Source organism: Neorhodopirellula pilleata (assembly GCF_007859915.1).
GTDB lineage: Bacteria > Planctomycetota > Planctomycetia > Pirellulales > Pirellulaceae > Rhodopirellula > Rhodopirellula pilleata.
The window spans coordinates 238,146-258,761 of the sequence record NZ_SJPM01000002.1; the positions used below are offsets into that span (position 1 = coordinate 238,146).

Genomic DNA, 20,616 nt, shown 5'->3' on the forward strand with positions numbered 1-20,616 from the left:
TTTGACGTCGTAATCGGAATTTCATTCGATCGGATAGGTGATAAACCGGCGTACGATCAATGAGATAGCTCGTCTTTGATTTCATTGAGCGAGAGGTTTAGAAAATCGACCTTCCCGGTTTTCACGTCATAGACGGCACCGACGACTTTCAAGCGGTCTTCCGACACAGCGGTCCGAATGACTTCGCTGCGAGTCACAATCTGTTCGGCCGTGTGCAGCACATTTCGGAGTGCGACTTCATCGATATATGACTCGGCCTCGGCGGCTGGCAATTCGCTGATGGGCGTGGAAGGCAGGTCGACAACGCTGGGTGCGATCTCATTGATGATCGATTGCAAATGGTCACAACCAGTCGCATCTTTGGCATTTTGTCCGGTGGAGACCAATTGGACCGAAGAGGTGACCGCACCGCAGCGAGTATGTCCGAGGACCACGACCAATTTGACGCCGGCAACGCCGACCGCGTACTCGACGCTGCCGAGTGATTTGGTTCCGATCACATTGCCTGCCACGCGGACGCTAAAAATATCCCCCACGCCGAGATCGAAAACCAGCTCGGTGGGAACACGGGAATCGATGCAACTCAGGATCGCCGCCAAAGGGTTTTGCCCGATCGCGGTCGCGTTGACTTGGCGTCCTAAATCGCGGTTCAACCGCAGGCCACTGACAAAACGTTGATTGCCCTCGTAAAGGATTCGAATTACTTGATCGGAAGTGACATCGCGTTGTAGTTGACGGGTGGTGTAGTCGGCGAACTGAACGTTATCACTAAGTTGATACTTCCTTTTGAAGCCGACAAGATTCACCAGTACCTTTCGGGCCGGAGCGGTGGTCTCGGTATATTCTCGAATCAGGCTCAGAACATCAGGATCGATATAGTCGGAACCGCTCGCATCGATCATCAATCGGCTTCCCGGTTTAGCTTCGTCAAGTACTCTTTCGATCGCCGCTCGATTGAGAAAGCTGACTTGGTTGGCCAATTCGATGTGCGTTATATCGCCCGCCGAATGAGATTCAACCATTCGGTGAATGGGGCGACGTAGATTGCTGTTGAGAATGAACAAAACCGCGATGCCCAGGCCGATTAAGACTCCGATCAACAGATCTGTGAAGACGATGGCAAGTACGGTCACGATGAACGGAATGAATTGATAACGTCCCTCGTCCCACATTCGACGAAACATGGCCGGGCTGGCCAGTTTAAACCCGGTTACAAGCAGAATGGCGGCGAGGGCCGACAATGGGATCATGTTCATGTAACGTGGCAGAATCGCCACGCTCAGCAACAACAGCAGGCCATGGAAGATTGCAGAGACCTTGGTTTTCGCGCCGGCGTTGACATTGACGCTGCCCCGGACGATCACCGACGTGACCGGCAATCCGCCGATCATCCCACAAACAAAATTACCGCAGCCCTGGGCGATCAATTCGCGGCTCGGCGGTGAGCTGCGTTTTTCAAAGTCGATCTTGTCGACCGCTTCGAGGTTGAGCAGCGTTTCGAGAGAGGCCACCACCGCGATCGTAATCGCAGCGATATAAACGGCTGGATTGGCCAGTTGCGAGAAGTCAGGCAGTCGGATGAAGCTGAAGAATTCCGACGCGCTCTTGGCGATCGGGATCAGCACTAAATGCGACTCGCCGATTTCCCAATCGGGACCCATCCCTTCAAAGCCAAGGCTGATCGCCACGCCCGCCAATACCACCAGCAGCGGTGCGGGCACGATTGACTTTTTGAGAGCCGGGAATCGATCCCACAACGCAAGGAAGATGATCGAGAAGATCCCAATCACCATGGCACCGACGTGGATATCGCCGGCGATGGTATCGATGATTTCAGAAAACGTGTTCTCTTTATCAGGTTGAATGAACGACATCTCGCCTTCGGGATCGGTATCGTGACCGACGACGTGTGGAATCTGTTTCAAGATCAGAATCACCCCGATCGCCACGAGCAACCCATTGATCACGCTCGAAGGAAAGAACGCGGAGAGCGCTCCACCTTTGGCGATCCCAAAACCGATTTGGATAAGACCAGCAATCACGACCGCCAGCAAGAAGGCGTCGAACGAACCGAGCAAGGCAATCTGCGCCGCAACGATCGCCGTCAAACCGGCCGCAGGACCACTCACACTGGTATGTGAACCGCTGATTGTGGCGACGACGAGGCCTCCCACGATCCCAGCTAACAAACCCGAAAACAACTCCGCGCCCGATGCCAGTGCGATACCAAGGCAAAGTGGTAACGCGACCAAGAAAACGACAAGACCCGCGACTAAGTCTCTGAGAACATTCGAAAACGAAAAGGTGGGCGATGGTGAAGTCATGAATGATTCTTGGACAATTGAGTATGAGATTCGCTTAGTGAGACTGATGAGTTCCCCAATGGGGTACCGATCCTGTCCCGCTGCGGCAGCATTGCGATGCCACGAGTACCGGCCCAAACGGTGCTGCAAAGGTGAGACCAGATCGTCCCCTGGGCATGCAGGCCTCCGATGAGATTGAACGAAGGTGCCCGGTAAAGACGGGCACAAGAACTCACTAACAACGCATCGGAGCGAGCGAGCCGTCGGCGCGTCGATGCCCTTCGATCGCCCGTGTTGGACCGAACGGCCGTGCTCGCGAGGCGATCCGAGCCGGATACTGCCACGGCGATGTAAGTGCGGCCATCGTCATTGATGATTGACGAGCGATCGTGATTCGTTCCTTACGAGAACGCGAATGGAAGCTGCGTCCTTCGAAATCTTCTTCCGAAAAAGGCGACGTTTCGCCGTCGAGCAATGCTTCCGTTCCCACCACGCCGAGCCCTATGCTCGGCAACACGGCCAACATCAACGTGGTGCAAAGCATCATGCCGATTAATCGAGCGGGTCGATGGGGGGATAACGTTCGAATCAACAATTCACAACCAGAGAGACAAATAGAATCCATAGCGCCAGGCTAAGATGTTATAGCGCCAGTCTATTTAGTCTGACAGTTTTCCGGCCTCGGAACAAGCGATAACGAGGACGGGCTGGTGGATTGATCGATATTGATGCCTTACGGCTTCGATACCGATCCTGCGTGATTCGCCTCAGGGTCGAGTCGCTATCGAATGATCGCCACGGCGTCAAAATACGCCCGGGCGGCGCGGTGAAAAGCGAGGCCTTGCCATTCGGCGGCTCGCTCGGCGGGGATTAGTCCGACGATCCCCGGCTCGCGATATAAAGCTGTGAGAGCCAACTCCACCAAGCGGTCCGGCGCGTTTTGGTGCGAGACCAGGAACGCGGTCGTGCCCACCGTCTCGATGCCTTCGGCCGGCAGCATCGCCTCGGGATAAGCTTCCGCCGAAAGCGTCATCGGTCGCAGGGTCGGGTGTTGTAAGGCGATCGTGACGCTGCCGCTTAGCGACATCAACTGCCACTGCTGATCGACGAGAAGATCGTGAACGAGGTCGCTGCCTGGACCGATGCAAATGATCGCGACCGAAGGAATCTCATCGATGGAGCTTTCCCGCGAAGCGTTTTTTAACTGCGGCCACTTCATGACCACGCGCGGGCATTCGGCGGGGCCTAGTTGGAGCGAATCGAGCACCAATTCGGCTGCCCGGCGAGATCCACTGCCTTCGGGGCCGACGGCGATCGAGTGACCTCGAAGCTGACCGATCGAGCGCACCGGACCGTCTTTGCGGATCAAGACATGGACGGCTTCGTAGAACAAAGGTGCCACGACGGAGAGTTGTTCGCCACCGACGGCGGACGCTTGCATCGGTGCCAAATGGACCTCTCCACGGATCAAGCGATCGCGGTTGTCCCACGTTCCCCCGGTCGGTGTGACTTCGAATTCGACGCCGCTGATCTCGTGCATCTTCGAGCCGAGGAGGCGAGACGTTTCGGTATACAAACCGCCTACCAGACCGCCCGCCAATCGAACTTGCTTCGGCATCGCCGAGGCGGCGCGATGTTGCAACCAAGCCCCACTGAGCAGTCCGACCGGCATCAAAAACAACATCGCGATCATGGCCGTTTGCAGTCGACGTTGGCTGATCGGCGCGTCGGTGGAATGACGCCCGGCGATGGCCGCGACGACGGGAATTTGTTTGGTCCATTGCACGATCCGCCCGATCGGCCCCATCGATCGGGCGGCGATGGGTTCGCCGGTCAAATAGCGTTGCAGGTCGTCCGCCAAGGCCGACGCGGACGCATACCGCCGGGCGGGTTCTTTCTGCAAACATTTCTCGACGATCGCACTCAAGTCGGCATCGACCTCCGGGCAAACCGATCGCAACGTCGGGGCGGGATGATGGGCGACCTTCATCAACGTTTGCATGATCGTGTCGCCGACCAGAGGCGGATTCCCGGTGACGGCGGCGAACAAAACCGCGCCGAGCGAATAGATGTCGGTCGCGTGAGTGGCTTGCTCGCTTTTGCCGATCGCTTGCTCGGGAGCCATGTAATGTGGCGTGCCGACGGCCTCGCCCGTGCCCGTTAGGCTGCTGTCGGCGTCGACATGTTTGGCGAGTCCGAAATCGGTCACGTGAACTTGGCCGTGAGGATCGATCAGCACGTTGCCCGGTTTCAGGTCGCGATGCAAGACGCCTCGTTGGTGAGCGTGATCGATCGCGCGGGCGACGTCGCGAACGATTTCAGCGGCACGGCGAGGTGGCAGGGCGTCTTTCTTGAGCACCCGCTGTAAGTCTTCGCCTTCGATGTATTGCATCGAAAAGAAGTGGTGACCGGCCCGTCGGCCGAACTGATGCACGGCGACAATATTGGGATGCCGCAAACACGCGGCAGCTTTGGCTTCGGTATAGAAACGCTTGACTTCTTCGGTGCCTGCCAACATCCCGCTGCGGATCATTTTGACCGCGACGAGTCGTTCGAGGTCACGCTGTTTGGCAAGGTAAACCACGCCCATGCCGCCCACGCCGAGGACCTTCAACAACGTGTAGTCTTCCATTTCGAACGGCAACGAGGGTCCCAAGTCGCCGGTCGGTCGGTTGGCCATCGGCAAGGTCGCGTGCGGGTCCATCGCGGAAAAGTCACCGGCCGATTCGCCGGCTCCCATTTCAGAGATGCCGATCGTCTCAGGCGGACTCGATCGATCCAGTGGTCCGGGGGAATCCAGTGGGTCGGAGATGGCGGGTCTGATTTGAGTGAAGTTGCCGATCATGTCGGCGGCTTCCATCAACTCGCGGAGTTGCCCCGACAGGCTCGGGAACTGTTTGAGAAAATCTTCGCGGGAGTCCAATTCGCCGGTATCGCAGGCGCTCAGGTAAAGTGCGAATGCTTCGTCAAGCTGCGAGTTCAATTCGGCATCGTCGGGGCGGTCGTCAAAGGACTGTTCGTCAATGGATGGATCTGAAGGTGGTTGATTCATGCGGATGTCCACCAAGGGCTGCTACCGGTGTCGAGCAGGGCGCGCAATTTTTGCAGGCCGCGTTTGAGAAGCCCCGCCACGGCGGTCTCGCTCTTGCCCATTCGTTCGACGATTTCCTTCAGTGGCAAACCCTCCATGTAACGCAACCGAATCGCTTCGGCTTGGGTTTCGGGAAGTTCGTGCAGCGCGTTCATCATCGCCAACACGGCTTCCTGGCGCACCGCGATGCCGCTGGGACTGGTCTTGCCGCCGGGTAATTGGTGGATCCAATTTTGACGCGAGCTGCCGTCGTCTTCACCGCCCGCATAGACCTCTTTGCGGGTGCTGCGTTTTTGAGTCATGACATGGTGCGACAGCGCCGACGCGACGTTGTTCTTGAGCATTCCGCGCAACCATCCGGCGAACTCGGCCGGCGTGTCGCCGCGGAACGCGTGCAGGTCGCGTTTTGCTTCCAAAAAGGTGACCTGCACGATATCGGCCGGATCGATCCGGCGACGCAGTTGTTCGGAAAGATAGCGATGAGCGAGCATCAACAGAAAACCACGATATCGCAACAGCAACGCCCCCAAGGCTTCGTTGTTGCCCGCTTTGGATGCCACCACCAACCCCGTCGTCGATTCGGACTGCAGGTCTGGATTGCCTGTCATCGTCGGGGCCCTTCGATCGATTCGGGCGAGATCGCGATCTCGATCCGTTTTCGCAACTTTCCGGTCGTGGGGATCATCGATACCAAACCAACCATGGCCAAGAACGCGAACAAGAAATGGGCGTAGGATCCGTCGAGCAAGGCGAACACTAAGTTGATGACGGCGGATCCTTCGAGCATCGCTTGACCAACGATCGTGGCCGACTGTTCGCCGGCGAGGAACGGTCGCAAGGGCAAAGGCAGTGGCGATTTGTTGTCCCACTGGATCCACTCCTCTCGCATCACGGCCATCGTCGTGTTCGCCGGCGTGGCTTCGTGCATCGCATGGACTTCGGGGTGTTGTCGTAGTCGCGTGACGCCTGCGGACCGCAACATCTTGGAAACGAAGAACGCACCGGCCAACATCACCACGAATAATCCGCCGCCGAGCGGCAACAGGATCGCTGCATTGCCAAACGCACGTTCGTCGTCCATCAGTAAAACGCCGAAAATCAAGCCGATGATGAGGATCCCTTTCGCCAAGGCCAACGTGATGATTTGGCCGGTAAACGCATAACCGTGCAGGGTCGTCGATGTGCCCTTGGCGGCACCCGGTTCTTGGTCGAACGAGTCTTGTGCCAGCGCGGGGGAGCCGAAAGGATTGAAAGCCGTCATGAAGCGATCGCCAAAGAAAAGAGCTGGTTGGTCCCCTCAATCGTACCCACCGGCGGGCCGCTGAGTAGCGTTCGGCGGGGGCCTCGTGCGAAGTTTCTTGGTCGATCTCAAGCCGCGTCCGTCCCGGGCGATCTCTGCCACCCTGGCATGGCGACCCCGTGACCGATTTTGTCGGGCGAGCACTGGACACGCGTAAGTGATTGCCTGCAAACACCTTACGGATGCATTCGGGTGTTCGGTACGCCGATTGCTCCCTGCTTCCACTCGCAGTGGGAGTGTGCCCGTCTGACCGACGCGACCGGTCTCGCTGTACCCACAACGACCCATTACTTCGTATCCACTACCTCGTTCCCAACCGGTGAACGGGCGTCGAGACCTGGAGCCGGCCGATCGCCAGCCCACCGGGATGTCCCGCCCCCCTTCACCCCCTCAGGAGATTCACATCGTGGCAAAGCAAATCGTTTTTGACGATGAAGCCCGAGCAGCCTTGCTGGCCGGCGTCAGCAAACTCGCTCGTGCCGTTCGCAGCACCCTCGGCCCCCGTGGTCGCAACGCCGTTTTGGACAAAGGCTGGGGGTCACCCAAGGTCACCAAAGACGGCGTGACCGTCGCCGAAGACATCGAACTCGATGACCCGCTGGAAAACCTCGGTGCCCAACTCGTCAAGGAAGCCGCCTCGAAGACCAACGACGTCGCCGGTGACGGAACTACCACCGCGACCGTGCTCAGCGAAGCGATCTTCCGCGAAGGCTTGAAGATGGTCGCCACCGGTGCCGACCCCATGGCGTTGTCGCGAGGCATTCAAAAGGCCGTCGACACGTGCTGTGCCCAAATCGCCAAGATGGCCACGCCGATCAACGAGAAAAGCAGGAGCGACATCAAGCAAGTCGCCACCATCGCCGGTAACAACGATCCTGAAATCGGTGACGTCCTGGCCGACGCCTTCACCAAGGTCGGCAAGAACGGTGTGATCACCGTCGAAGAAGGCCGCTCCAACGAAACTTATGTCGACGTCGTCGAAGGAATGCAGTTCGATCGTGGGTTCCTGTCGCCGCACTTCGTCACCAACCAAGACGAAGTTTCGGTCGAACTAGATGATTGCCACATTCTGTTGTTCGAAGAAAAGATCAGCAACAACAAGAAGTTGATCCCGTTGCTCGAAGCGATCAGCCAAGCCAAGAAGCCGTTATTGATCATCGCCGAAGACGTCGAAGGCGAAGCCCTCGCGACGTTGGTTGTCAACAAGATGCGTGGCATCCTGTCGGCTTGTGCGGTCAAGGCTCCCGGCTACGGCGACCGTCGCAAGGCGATCCTCGGTGACATCGCCGTGTTGACCGGCGGCAAGGCGATCTTCAAGGACCTCGGCATCGACCTGGAAAGTGTCAAGATGACCGACCTCGGTCGTGCCAAACAGGTTCGTATCACCAGCGAAGCGACCACCATCGTCGGCGGTGCCGGCAAGAAAGCGGACATCGAAGGCCGCGTATCCCAAATCCGTCGCGAAATCGAAAACACCGATTCAGATTACGACAAAGAGAAGCTGCAAGAACGTTTGGCGAAACTCGCCGGCGGTGTGGCTCAAATCAACGTCGGTGCGGCCACCGAGACCGAGATGAAGGAACGCAAAGCCCTCATCGACGACGCTCGTGCGGCCACCCAAGCGGCTCTCGAAGAAGGCATCGTCCCCGGTGGCGGAACGGCTTTGCTGCATTGCCGAAAGGCTGTCGAGAAGTTGGAGAAGGAAACCGAAGGCGATCAAAAGCTCGGCGTCCGCATCATCCGCAATTGCCTCGACCAACCACTGCGTGCGATCGCCAACAACGCCGGCCTCGATGGTGCCGTCGTCGTCAATCGCGTTTTGCAAATGAAGGGCAAGACCGAAGGCTACGACGCCAACGCCGACAAGTATTGTGACTTGGTCGCCGCCGGGATCGTCGATCCCGCTAAGGTCGTCCGCACCTCGTTGACCAACGCCGCTTCGGTCGCTTCGTTGCTGTTGACCACCGAATCGCTCGTCGTCGAGATTCCTGTCGAGGAAGAAGCAGGCGGCGGCGATCACCACGACCACGGCATGGGCGGCGGAATGCCCGACATGGGTGGCATGGGTGGCATGGGCGGCATGGGCGGCATGATGTAAGCCGCCGTTGGCTCTCGGCCGGTTCCCAGCCGCGAGTGACACTGACCCTTATCGTTTCAACCAAATCTTCAACCAATCAATCAAACTTTAATCTTCAATCAGGAAATCCCTCATGGCTGCTACCAAAAGCAAAACCATCAACTTGCGTCCTCTCGATGACCGTGTCGTTGTTCAACCCACCGAAGCGGAATCGACCACGGCGGGCGGAATCGTCCTTCCCGATTCGGCCAAGGAAAAACCCCAACGCGGAACCGTCGTGGCCGTCGGCCCCGGCAAGTTGCTCGATAGCGGTGCCCGTGGCGAACTGAGCGTTGCCGTCGGCGACGTGGTGATCTACGGCAAGTACGGCGGAAGCGAAATCGAAGTCGACGGCGAAGAGATGAAGATCCTTCGCGAAAGCGACATCCTTGCCAAGATCGGCTAGTTCTTTCATGACAAAATTTCGGGGTAACCATTCGTTGCCCCGGAGTTTGGTCTTCGATTCAGCGGCTCGGCCCCGGCCGTCCGGTTTCAGCATCCGTCCTCAATCACCAACCTAACAGGAACCTCAGTCATGGCAAAACAATTGCTATTTGACGATCACGCACGAGCCCGCATGCTCGCCGGCGTGGATAAACTCGCCAATGCCGTCGCGGTCACGATGGGCCCGACCGGTCGCAACGTGATCATCGACAAGTCGTTCGGTGGCCCGACCGTCACCAAGGACGGCGTGACCGTCGCTAAAGAAGTCGAACTGGAAGACCGGTTCGAAAACATGGGCGCGAAACTCGTCATCGAAGTCGCACAAAAAACCAGCGACTTGGCCGGTGATGGAACCACCACCGCGACCGTTTTGGCCCGCGCGATCTTCAAGGAAGGTTTGCGTAACATCGTCGCCGGCAGCAACCCGACCGCGATCCGTCGCGGGATCGAAAAGGGTGTCGAAGCGGCTTGTGAAAAACTCGTCGAAATGGGACGCCCGGTCAGTGGTAAAGAAGAAGTTGCTCACGTCGGTGCGATTTCGGCAAACAACGATCATGAAATCGGCAACATGCTCGCCGACGCCCTCGAGCGAGTCGGCAAAGACGGCGTGATCACCGTCGAAGAAGGCAAGAGCCGAATCATGGAAGTCGAGTACGTCGACGGCATGCAGTTCGACAAAGGCTACATCTCGCCGTATTTCATCAACGATCCGGGCACGATGGAAGCGAGTCTCGATAACGCACTCGTGTTGTTGTATGAAAAGAAAATCAGCAACATCCGCGACCTCGTTCCGTTGCTCGAGAAGACCGCTCAAACCGGCCAACCGTTGTTGATCATCGCCGAAGACGTCGACGCCGAAGCTTTGACGCTTTTGGTCGTCAACAAGCTCCGCGGTACGCTCAACGTTTGTGCCGTCAAGGCACCTGGGTTCGGCGATCGTCGCAAGGCGATGCTCGGCGACATCGCGACGCTGACCGGCGGTACGTTGATCAGCGAAGACCTCGGTATTCAGCTCGAGAACGTCACCCTCGAGCACCTCGGTCGTGCGAAGAAGGTCACCGTCGACAAGGGTCACACGACCATCGTCGAAGGTGCCGGCAACCGCGAGGACATCGACAAACGAGTCGGCCAAATCCGTGCCCAGATCGAGCAAACCGACAGCGATTACGACAAAGAAAAATACCAAGAGCGGCTTGCCAAACTCGCCGGCGGTGTTGCCGTGATCAGCGTCGGTGCCGAAACCGAAGCCGAGATGAAGCAAACCAAGGCTCGCCTCGAAGACGCCTTGCACGCAACCCGTGCGGCCGTCGAAGAAGGCATTCTGCCCGGCGGTGGTGTGGCGTTGGTTCATTGCCGCGGTGCGCTCGAAGAGGCCAAGAAGAAGGCCAAGGGCGACGAGAAAATCGGCATCGAGATTGTCCTCAATGCGTTGGATGCGCCGATGCGTCAAATCGCCGACAACGGCGGCATCGACGGCAGCGTCGTGGTCGACGAAGTCTTGCAAAAGAACGACCCCAAAATTGGCTTCAATGCCAACACGGGCCAATATTGCGACTTGATCAAGGCTGGCATCATTGACCCGGTCAAGGTCACCCGCACGGCCCTCATCAACGCTGGAAGCATCGCCGGATTGATGTTGACGACCGAAGCATTGGTCACCAATTTCGAGAAGGAAGACAAGAACAAACGACCCGTTGAAGGCGTCGTGAGTTAAGTTCAGTAAGCTAGGTTTTTCGATTCCCGTGGGGACTGCTGATTCGATCAGCAGTCTCCCGATGGGACCGCTAGCGAGTCGCAACTAATAATTCAACCAGGCCGTTCGCCATCGGCGAGCGGCCTGTTTCGATGATACTCCAACTTTTGATCCGGTTTGATGGCAACCAAGACGTGTTATTACGAGGTACTCACGGTCGAGCGGACCGCGACGAAACAACAAATCGATCGCGCCTACCGTAAACTGGCTATAAAGTATCACCCCGACACGAACAAAGGTGACGACGCGGTTGCCAAGTTCAAGGAAGCCACCGAGGCCTACGAAGTCCTCAGCGACGAACAAAAACGAGCCCGCTACGACCAGTACGGCCACGCCGGCGTTGAGGGTGCCACGCAACAATACGGCGACGTCGAAGACATCTTCGAAGCGTTCGGTGATTTGTTTGGTGGCGGTTTCGGCGATTTCTTCGGCGGAGGTCGCCGTGGCGGCGGAGGTCGTCGACGCGTCCGCAAAGGCGCAGACATCCGCTGCGACGTGACGCTGACACTCGAAGAGGCCGCCCGAGGTTGCCATAAAGACATCGCGTTTCGACGCCGTGTCGCGTGTGACACCTGCTCCGGAAGTGGTGCCGCGCCCGGCAGTGAACCGGTGACCTGCACCATGTGCGGCGGCCAAGGCCAAGTGATCCAGTCCGCCGGCATCCTGCGAGTCCAAACGACGTGCCCGACGTGCCAAGGCGCGGGTAAGCAGATCAGCCAGCCGTGCAACAAGTGCCGCGGAACCGGTTTGCAAAACGAGAAAGCCGAGATGAACGTCGAAATTCCGGCGGGCGTCGATGATGGAATGCGAGTGCGTCTGTCCGGCGAAGGTGAACCGAGTCCCGACGGCGGCCCCGCCGGTGATTGTTACTGCTTCATCAGTGTTCAACCTCACAACCTGTTCAAACGCGACGGCAAACACCTAATCCTGCAATTGCCGATCTCGTACCCGCAGGCGGCCTTGGGAGCCGAGATCGAAGTCCCCACCCTCAACGGACCCCATCAGTTGACGGTCCCGGCGGGGACACAAAGCGGGAACGTGTTCACGGTTCGAGGACAGGGCATCGTCGACCACCGAACCGGACGCAACGGCGATTTACTCGTTCAGGTCTACATCGAGGTCCCCAAGAAACTCAACAGTGAGCAGGAAAAATTGCTGCGGCAACTCGCGGACCTCGATCACGAAGCCGTTCTGCCTGAACGAACCTCGTTCCTGGATAAACTCAAACAGTTCTTTGACCCTGAACCCGAAGAATCCACTTGATGAATCACCACAACGACGAAAACGAACAAGATCCCAATCAGGCATCTCAGTCTGGCTCCCACTTCGACAGCGATCAGCTCGACGTTCGAGCGGCCACCGATCAAGCGTATGAATCGTTCGATGAATCGGAATTGCAAGACAGTGCACCGGAGACTCGAGATGAGGAGATGGAACGCTTGCGGGGCGAAGTCGTCGCGGCGGACAAACGAGTGTTGCAGGCACAGGCCGACGCGGAGAACTTCCGTAAGCGAATGCGACGAGACTACGAAGACCAACTCAAATTCGCCCCGATGGCGGTCGTCGCCGACGTCTTGCAAGTCCGCGATAACTTGATCCGGGCGATCGAAGCGGCGTCAGCTAGTTCCGAATCGGAAAGTTTGCGTGAAGGCGTGGCGATGGTCGCGAAGCAACTCGACGACGCACTGGCCAAACACGGCGTCGAGCCGATTCCCGCTGAAGGCGAAGTGTTCGACCCGAACGTCCACGAAGCGATTTCGCAAATGCCCACCCCTGACATCGATGAAGGCAAAGTCGCCCACGTCGCTGTCACCGGTTTCCGAATGCATGGGAGAGTCCTTCGCCCCGCCCAAGTCGTCGTTAGCATGGGAAGCGGAGGTTAAGTAGCGGTTGGCTATTGGCGGTTAGCTATTAGCTGTGGACTGCCGGGTCTCCGCCAAAGCGGCTGCGACCCAGCCTACTTTTGTTGTTCACTCTTTACTCTTTACTTTTGACTTCGATGCCAACTTACGATTATTTGTGCGAAGCTTGCGGACATGAATTGGAAATTTTTCAGGGCATCAACGATGACCCGGTGAAGAAGTGTCCCGAATGTAAGAAGAATAAACTCAAACGCCAGTTCGGCACCGGTGCCGCGATCGTTTTCAAAGGCAGCGGCTTTTATCAAACCGACTATCGCAGCGATAGTTACAAGAAAGGTGCTCAGGCGGATAAGAAAGCCGGCGAATCGAAGAGCGAATCCAAAGGCGACTCGTCGGGCAAGAAAGATTCCCCCAAGTCCGAATCCTCCAGCAGCAAGCCGGCCAAAAAAGCGACCGGAGATGGCAAGTCTTCCTGAAAGTTGTCGAGCGAAGATTGAACTAGAATTAGGCTGGGTCGTAGCCGCTTCGGCGAAGACCCGGCATTGGGCACAAGGTTTTCGCCAAACGCCAATATTCAAACGCCAATATTAAAACCTTAGTATTCAAACGCCGGGTGTTCGTCGCCGAGCCTCCTCCACCCAGCCTACTATTGGACTTGTTAAACCGCGTTCCGAGTTCACGTCCGGGTCGCGATTGCGACCGACCAAGCAATGACGATAAGGGCGATTGCGACACCGCCGGCGACGAGTTGAAGCTGGGGATTTTCGAGCCATCGGCGTGGAAAGTATCGCCCGATCGATCCGATCACCAAACCGGCCGTGAAACCGGTCACGTGAGCCAGGACGTCGGTCCGTTCGCCTTCGGTTCCTAGAAACGCCAACATCACGACCCCTGCAATCAGGGGACTGTATCGTTGGAAAGCCGTATCGCGTTGGGCGGCGCGAGGATAGAGCGCGTGGGCGACCAAGATCCCAAGTGCCGCAAACACGGCCGTCGACGCCCCGATCGAAATGTGATCGGGACTGCGCACCATCGCATTGAATCCGTTGCCGATCGATCCGGCGACGATGATGATCAACCAAGCCACTCCGCCGCCCAACACACGTCCGGCGAGAAACCCGAACAGCGAACCGAACAACAGGTTTGACGACAAGTGAGCAAGGTCCGCGTGGAGCGTCAGGGCGGTGATCGTTTGCCACCAGCGTCCGTTTGTCACTTCGCCTGCCCGCAGCGGCCCGACGGTTGTCCAACCCCAACCGTAACCGTCGGCACGCGAAAGGATCTCGATGGATATCAAGAAGAGGACATAGATCAAGATGCCCCACCCGGCACCTTCGAATAGTGCGATAGGCTCGACCGTTGGGGTGATGTCGACGGCACGTTCGGCTTGATACGCATCGAGTTCCTGTTTCGCCGCCGCGACATCTCGCGGCCAAACTTGCAATTCCCAGTCGCCGGCATCGTGTCCGGTGGTCTGCCGACTGATCGTCGCATCCATCCCCATCGCGTCGAGCACCAACCGCATCTCGACGCATTCGCGTCGAGTGTGAGATCGGAACACGCCGACACGCTGCGGTTGGTTTGGGGGCACGGGATTCATGGGTTCATCGGACGATTCGTCGCATCATGTTCGATCTTGGTCTTTCTTTCGAAGATACCAAAATGCGTCATGCGATTGGATGCGTCCGTGAACCTCATTCAATTCCCATCATCAGGTTAAACCAGTCCGGTTCCACGTTCGGCTGCGAAGCGGAAGAACGAGGCACCGGCTTCATTCTTGGCCTGGGTGGCAAACAGACTGTCGGCCTCATAGAGTTCGACCGATGTTCGATCACCTCGCTGGGTGCGTTGGATCGTTCCGTCCTGATTGACGGAGTCGATCGCCCCACCACCTTGAGTACCTCGACCCGCGTCGCCGTTGCGAGCTTCGTTACCCGCGTCCACGGTCAGTCCCCACAATCCGTGTGGCGCGACTGAATCCGCGAACGGTGTCGTCGGGATGAACTTCACGTCGAAGTACGGGATATTCGCTGCGGTTCTGGACATGAAGACCATCGTGTACTCGTCGGTTTCGACGACCGTGTTCTTCCCGTCGAACTTCATTTTCACGTTCTCAAGTTCGATGGATTGTCCTTTTTCAACGACCACCCCGTCGAAGGTGGGAGCGCCATACGGTTGCATCTGAATTTGATTCGACGAAACGGTTAGACGTTTCGGCGTGCTGCGATGGGCGACCATGCGGACGGCGACCGCTTTCGATTTGGGCTCGCTCTCGGCCTGACCAACCGTTTCCGCAGTTGGATCATACGTGGGAGGTGGTGTGACGACCAAGGATGTCGTCGGACGCAGAATCGGCGTTCGCACCGGATCCGAACGGAAAAGCCCCAACATGCCCATCCCTATCGAAGCGATCGCTAAGAGAGCAATGGCATATCGCGAACCGCCGGTGGTGACGAAGCGAAACCGGCCGGTTGCGTTCGGGCGGGTAATGCAACGAACGAACCTGACGAAAGTATCAGTCGACTTTCGGCGGCAGTCGGTTATCGCTTGATTCGTTCTGGTTGGCATCCTTGCCGTTCAATCGATCAATGCACGCGAATGGAATGGTCACGGAGTTCTCGTCATCCCTCTGCACACATGCATCGGTAATCGTGGTCGCGGCTACCTATACAAACGTGCCGAGAAACAGGATCACGATCCGAGAGTTCCTTCTGATTGCTACAATCGGTCCAAACGGACCGAGGGTCGTGTGGTTCCGAGCAAACCAATGGTTCACTTCCGGTTTTGAGTCATCGTTTTGAATTTCTCCATCAACTTGCGTTGTTTGTTCGAAATTGCTTGAAATTCTTCGCTGCCGGGTTCGAGTTTCGCCCTCTCGGCTTTCAGCGTTTGAATTTCAACGGCGAGCGCCCGACGTTGCTGAAGGTTGTTCTGCGCGGTAGGGTCCGTCGGCGTTTCGACATCGTCCCAATCGTCGGTGCGGAAAACCGAGGCGGGAAGTCCTTCGCTATTGATCAGGTTGGCACCGGAAGGATTGGCCGCCCAAGCGTATCGGACGGCGACCGGCGCGGTCACTTTTTCGCTGCTCACCGCGACGGTGTTCTTGTCGATGACTTTGGCTTCGGCCCAATGCCACGCGCGATCGTCGCCGGCGATTTCAAACCTTGTGAGGTCGGAACCGTCGCGAGATCTCAGCCCTGAACCGATATGTTCGAACGTCACGTGCATCGCATCGCCCTGAACCTCGGTGGATCGGAACAGCGGCCCGGAGTAAACAAGGTCTCGGTCGTAGTCTTGGGCTAACGCCCATAACGCCAAACGCTCGCCGACGTCATGCTTGTTCTTGGGATGAATGTCGTTCGCTTCACCGATGTCGTTGATGATCGCCATCCCGGTTTTGGGTGTCGATGAGAGAACCCGTCGCATCCGGTCTTGCAAAAGTGGCCAGGGATCGTTGTTACCTGGTTCGGTCGTCGGTTCGCGGTAGTTGGCCAGTTGTACGAAGTAGAACGAGAAATCGTCGTCCCACCGCGTTCGCCAATCGTTGATCATCAGTGGTAGCGTTTGATCGTAGGGTACCGCTCCCGGTTTGGCGTTGCCTTCGCCTTGGTACCAGATCGCACCTCGCATCGTGTAACCGGCAAAAGGGTGAATCATCGAGTTAAAAAGCACACCGGGTTGGCCTTCGGTATCGAGCGGACGCTTGGGCACCGACGGTCGTTGCGGCGAACGTCCTCGCTCGGCGGCTGGTTTGGCCTTCCAAGCGTCAAGAGCGGCTTCCCATTGTTTCAACCGTGTTTCGAACTGCGTTTGAGATTGTTGTGGATCAAAGTTTTGATCGTTCGTGAGGACTGCGTCGACCAATGCTTTCGTTCCCGGCAACGTGCCAAGTGCCTGACGACTGGTGAACGTCTCGACCGGCTTACCGCCCCAAGCCGATTTGATCACTCCGATCGGGATTCCTAATTCTTGATGCAGTTTCCGGGCAAAGAAAAACGCGACGGCCGAATAGCCGGGAATCGTCTCGGGACGACACATCGTCCATTCGCCATCAATGTCATCCTGTGGTTCGACGGCGGTCACCAAGGGAGCGTTGAACATCCGGATGCTCGGATGATCGGTCTTCGCTATCAAGTCCTCATAAGCCGGGACTCGGTTCATCGTAAAGTACATGTTCGATTGGCCTGACGCGAACCAAACTTCACCCACCAAAACATCCTCGAGCGTCAGCGTTTCGCCATCGGAAATGACGGTCAGCTCCGCTCCGACGGCATCGGCTTGGCCGCTTGAAATGGTCGTCCGCCATTTCCCGTCGGCATCCGCGCGAATGGTGGTCGATTCGCCTTTGAATGCGACGGTAACCTCTGCGTTCGGCGATGCGGTGCCCCAAATCGCAACGTCGCGATCACGTTGCAAAACCATGTGGTCGCTGAAGAAACTTGGCAAACTTGGCGACGCGAAAAGATCGCCCATACCAAGCAAAACGATAACCAGAACCAGATTTGCAACTCTCATGACGTTTCACCGATTTATTTCGAAGGGGACAAAGAACGCATTGTAGACCAATCCTGGGGCCCTCGCCGTCGGCAGAATTTCAAGGAATGGTTTGCCGACTTCCTTTCAACATCGCGGGTAGAGTCAGCTCTTGGCGGCAAAAGCAAGCTAGTTTTGGTATTCTTTGTCTGTAATCACGTCCGGACGATTCCCTGATTCGAGCCATCAATCGATAGGCAATTCTAATGACCTCCCTAATCATCGACCCGGGACGCTGGAGACTTGCGCTTGTGATGCCGTTGTTGTTCCTGCTGATCGTATTCGGTCTCGGATCTTTCTCGATCGCTCCCGAACTTCAATTGATCGCAGGTCCGCCTGCTTTAGGACCCGAGGTTCCCAAGTCACTCGATCCAATTGAGTCTGCTGTAACGTATTTGTGGGAACCTGATCAGCGGTTGGTTTATGAGTTTGAAATCGAAGCCGAAGTCGGATCGCACAGCGTGAGTTACCGCGGTCGAAATTCGATTCGGCCGACGGTTCATCAACCGATCGTGATCGCGACAGAGGAGGAAACCGGAGAGGGCAGTGGTTCCGGTTTTGTGATTCATCCCGAAGGCGTCGTCGTGACTTGCGCTCATGTGGTGAAAGGGGCGACAAGCATTCGGGCAACCGTCGGCGAAACGCAGTTCGATGCGACGGTGATTCAACTGGACTTCGCAAACGATCTCGCGGTGCTTCGTCTGGACGGACAGGATCTGCCATATGTGAAGTTTGCCGACTCGGATGATGTGCGTTTGGGTGAAGAAGTCCGAGCGATCGGCTATCCGCTCTCGGATGTATTGGGAGAAACGATCAAGGTCAGCAAGGGTGAGATCTCAGGTCGCGGTGGGCTATTGGGGACCGATGCGTTACAAATCGATGCGACAATCAATCCTGGCAACAGCGGAGGACCTCTCGTCGACGATTCGGCTCGCCTCATCGGTGTTACCAACTCGATGCTTGCCGGCACTGGAATCTCCGAAGTCGGCTTTGCCATTCCGTCGAACAAAGTGATCGAAATGGTAAACAAGTTGGACATTCCGATTGAAAAGCAAACCGAACCAAAAGTATTGTCCGCTCCCGATGCGATCGATCGTATCAGTGCCGCGACGGTTTTGTTGAAAGTTCAAATGGGGCCCAAGGGTTTAGGGATAGAACGCCCACATGAGCTAACGTACTCCAGCTATTGGTACACTTCGTCCTCGTCAGCATCCGCGTCGATCTACCTCAAGACTCCGCAGCATGAGCACCACAACGGCACAATCCAAATCGATTCTTCCGGTAAAACGATTCGAGACGATGAGCAGGCGATGCTCCCTTTGCTACTCGGCAATGTCAGCCGAGTCGGGATCGAAATGCTGCCCAATTCGAGCCCTGGTCGCACGGTCTCAACAAGTTTACTCGTGTTCCCGGAGATAAACGCTCGGCAACGCAACATGGAACGGGATCCCTACGGTTTTGATCGATTCGCATCGAGACACCGTGCACCATGGATACGCCAACAAGTTCCGCCGCGAACATCCAACGCAATCTTCGGAACCGAAACGACCACTATTGTGCTTGGCGAACCATCCCCCGAGGGCATTGAAGTCAACAAGACGTATTCCATCCACGTTGAGGGCGAAACCAAGGATACCTCGCCACTGAATGTCACCGGATCGGGGAAGGGAATGTTTGATCCGATCGCTCGTCGGATGAAAAACATGGACTATGAAATGACCATCAAAGTTCATCAAGACAATCTCACGCTGCGAATTCCGATCTCGATGACTTACAGGCTCCTCGACGATGCGATGTTGGAGAAAGAACGAATCGACGCCGAGGCATTGAAAAAGAAACAACAGCAAGATTCCGCACGGGCTTCTGGATTTCGCTCATTAGAACCTCCGGAACGTGCGTCCAACGACGATGCCAAAACCGAAAGTGTCAAGGAAATTCCCGAGTCATCCAGTTTGAATCAATTCGATTTCGACCAATGATTGTTCCAAAAATTCTCCGAACGTTCTGTCTAGGCTGCATGCTTGTTGTTCTCGACCACGCCGTAGTCCAGGCTCGAACATGGACTGACGCTACCGGTACATTCAAAGCCGAAGCGGAGCTCGTCGCGGTTCGTGATGGGAAAGCCTACTTGGAGCGGCCTGACGGTAGAGTCAATACTGTTCCACTAAAACGTTTGAGTGTGGAAGACCTCAAATTCATTGCCTCGATACCTCAATACGCAGCACTCGTCAAACCACTGTTGCAAGAGAGTGATCGTTCGCCAGAACCCGCTTTGCCCTCGCCGAAGATAGAACCCAACCAGGTCGACACACCCTCCGCATCGGGATCGATTCGACAGTTCCGTTCCGACTCGTGGGGCTACAACGGACTCGCATTCTCGAACGATGGAGCGTTTCTGGTCACACTCGGCAGTGATAACGTGACCGTCATCAATATCAAAGCGTCGACCAAGACGACTTATCGTATCCATAGCGGTAATCGTTCTGCGTTGACGTTCACGCCCGATGGAAAACGGTTGATCGTGGGAGGATACGACGGACGCGCGTTGATTTGGCAGTTTGACGGCGAGGGTACTCTCAAACCTGACATTGAATTTCCCGTCGATGCCGGAGAAATCAAATCCGTGGTGGTTTCGCCGGACAACCAACATGTGCTGACAATGCATTCGACCGGAACGGCATGCCTTTGGAATGCTTCATCGGGTGAAGTGTATGCTCGGTTTCGTGATTTCAAGTTCAGCTCCTGCAGTCATGCACGGTTCAGCCGCCAAGGCGGCCAGGCAATGATAACCGATGGTCGAATCGCCGCCGTGATCGACATCCCATCGAGGAAGATCATTCAACGAATGCCACTGACCAACGGAAGTGGCCAAGTTGCGGTGATCGCGCCCGATGGGAATGCGATTTCCGTCGACCGTACCTACGATTTCCATACCATTGAAACGCAGACGGTATCGCCGGTCGTGATCAGCAAAGGCACCGAGACGCACTGGAGTGCCGCGTATTCGCCCGACGGAAAGCGTCTGGTTAGTGGCGGGCTATCCAAAGTCAAACTATGGAATGTCGAAACAGGGATGCCGGTGCGGAGTTTTGAAATGGGCGACAGCGGTTATGTCAAATACGTTGCCTTTTCCCCAGACGGACTCCATTTCGCGGCGATCGGTGCACCCATTGGTAAACTTGTCGAAATCTTTCGTATGCCGAGCGAAGAATAA

Annotated in this window: 16 protein-coding genes; 8 read left to right on the forward strand and 8 right to left on the reverse strand. The window is 56.7% G+C overall.

Going from position 1 to position 20,616, the window contains the following annotated elements:
* Nucleotides 1-56: 56 nt before the first annotated feature.
* From Pla100_RS06055 to Pla100_RS06075, 5 genes are all read right to left on the reverse strand, one after another.
* Nucleotides 57-2,324, reverse strand: coding sequence for a SulP family inorganic anion transporter (locus Pla100_RS06055; RefSeq protein ID WP_146576800.1), 2,268 nt, complete (start codon nt 2,322-2,324; stop codon nt 57-59).
* Nucleotides 2,325-2,538: 214 nt separating this feature from the next.
* The gene (locus Pla100_RS06060; RefSeq protein WP_146576801.1) at nt 2,539-2,850 is read right to left on the reverse strand and encodes a hypothetical protein; all 312 of its coding nucleotides are present in this window, start codon (nt 2,848-2,850) and stop codon (nt 2,539-2,541) included.
* 234 nt (nt 2,851-3,084) lie between these two features.
* A complete protein-coding gene (locus Pla100_RS06065) occupies nt 3,085-5,355 on the reverse strand; it encodes a serine/threonine-protein kinase (RefSeq protein WP_146576802.1) in 2,271 nt (756 codons plus the stop codon).
* Nucleotides 5,352-6,002 carry a sigma-70 family RNA polymerase sigma factor gene (locus tag Pla100_RS06070; RefSeq protein ID WP_146576803.1) on the reverse strand — a complete coding sequence of 217 codons (651 nt, stop codon included), beginning with the start codon at nt 6,000-6,002 and terminating at the stop codon, nt 5,352-5,354. Before Pla100_RS06070 ends, Pla100_RS06065 begins: the two co-directional genes overlap by 4 nt.
* Nucleotides 5,999-6,655 carry a hypothetical protein gene (locus Pla100_RS06075; protein ID WP_146576804.1) on the reverse strand — a complete coding sequence of 219 codons (657 nt, stop codon included), beginning with the start codon at nt 6,653-6,655 and terminating at the stop codon, nt 5,999-6,001. Before Pla100_RS06075 ends, Pla100_RS06070 begins: the two co-directional genes overlap by 4 nt.
* Nucleotides 6,656-7,100: 445 nt before the next feature.
* Here Pla100_RS06075 and groL (Pla100_RS06080) point away from each other — a divergent pair, with 445 nt between their 5' ends.
* The 6 genes from groL (Pla100_RS06080) (at nt 7,101) to Pla100_RS06105 (ending at nt 13,345) form a co-directional block, all read left to right on the forward strand.
* Nucleotides 7,101-8,792, forward strand: coding sequence for a chaperonin GroEL (gene groL / locus Pla100_RS06080; RefSeq protein ID WP_146576805.1), 1,692 nt, complete (start codon nt 7,101-7,103; stop codon nt 8,790-8,792).
* A 112-nt stretch (nt 8,793-8,904) separates the two neighbouring features.
* Nucleotides 8,905-9,216: a co-chaperone GroES gene (groES, locus tag Pla100_RS06085; protein ID WP_146576806.1), complete on the forward strand. Its 312-nt coding sequence runs from the start codon at nt 8,905-8,907 to the stop codon at nt 9,214-9,216.
* A gap of 129 nt (nt 9,217-9,345) precedes the next feature.
* Complete coding sequence (groL, locus tag Pla100_RS06090) at nt 9,346-10,968, forward strand: chaperonin GroEL (protein ID WP_146576807.1); 1,623 nt, start codon at nt 9,346-9,348, stop codon at nt 10,966-10,968.
* Nucleotides 10,969-11,127: 159 nt separating this feature from the next.
* A complete protein-coding gene (gene dnaJ / locus Pla100_RS06095; protein ID WP_146576808.1) occupies nt 11,128-12,270 on the forward strand; it encodes a molecular chaperone DnaJ in 1,143 nt (380 codons plus the stop codon).
* The gene (locus Pla100_RS06100) at nt 12,270-12,890 is read left to right on the forward strand and encodes a nucleotide exchange factor GrpE (RefSeq protein WP_146576809.1); all 621 of its coding nucleotides are present in this window, start codon (nt 12,270-12,272) and stop codon (nt 12,888-12,890) included. Before dnaJ ends, Pla100_RS06100 begins: the two co-directional genes overlap by 1 nt.
* A 116-nt stretch (nt 12,891-13,006) precedes the next feature.
* Nucleotides 13,007-13,345, forward strand: a complete 339-nt coding sequence (locus tag Pla100_RS06105; RefSeq protein WP_146576810.1) for an FmdB family zinc ribbon protein — start codon at nt 13,007-13,009, stop codon at nt 13,343-13,345.
* A gap of 200 nt (nt 13,346-13,545) precedes the next feature.
* Here Pla100_RS06105 and Pla100_RS06110 read toward each other — a convergent pair whose 3' ends face one another.
* The 3 genes from Pla100_RS06110 to Pla100_RS06120 form a co-directional block, all read right to left on the reverse strand.
* Nucleotides 13,546-14,469, reverse strand: a complete 924-nt coding sequence (locus Pla100_RS06110) for a rhomboid family intramembrane serine protease (RefSeq protein ID WP_146576811.1) — start codon at nt 14,467-14,469, stop codon at nt 13,546-13,548.
* 116 nt (nt 14,470-14,585) lie between these two features.
* Nucleotides 14,586-15,437 carry a hypothetical protein gene (locus Pla100_RS06115; protein ID WP_146576812.1) on the reverse strand — a complete coding sequence of 284 codons (852 nt, stop codon included), beginning with the start codon at nt 15,435-15,437 and terminating at the stop codon, nt 14,586-14,588.
* A 204-nt stretch (nt 15,438-15,641) separates the two neighbouring features.
* Complete coding sequence (locus Pla100_RS06120) at nt 15,642-17,384, reverse strand: sialate O-acetylesterase family protein (RefSeq protein ID WP_146576813.1); 1,743 nt, start codon at nt 17,382-17,384, stop codon at nt 15,642-15,644.
* Nucleotides 17,385-17,608: 224 nt separating this feature from the next.
* On the opposite strand from Pla100_RS06120, the gene Pla100_RS06125 reads away from it, so the two are divergent.
* Together Pla100_RS06125 and Pla100_RS06130 are read left to right on the forward strand one after the other, a co-directional pair.
* Nucleotides 17,609-19,381, forward strand: coding sequence for a S1C family serine protease (locus tag Pla100_RS06125; protein ID WP_146576814.1), 1,773 nt, complete (start codon nt 17,609-17,611; stop codon nt 19,379-19,381).
* On the forward strand, nt 19,378-20,616 hold the full coding sequence (locus Pla100_RS06130) for an SHD1 domain-containing protein (protein WP_146576815.1): 1,239 nt from the start codon (nt 19,378-19,380) through the stop codon (nt 20,614-20,616). Before Pla100_RS06125 ends, Pla100_RS06130 begins: the two co-directional genes overlap by 4 nt.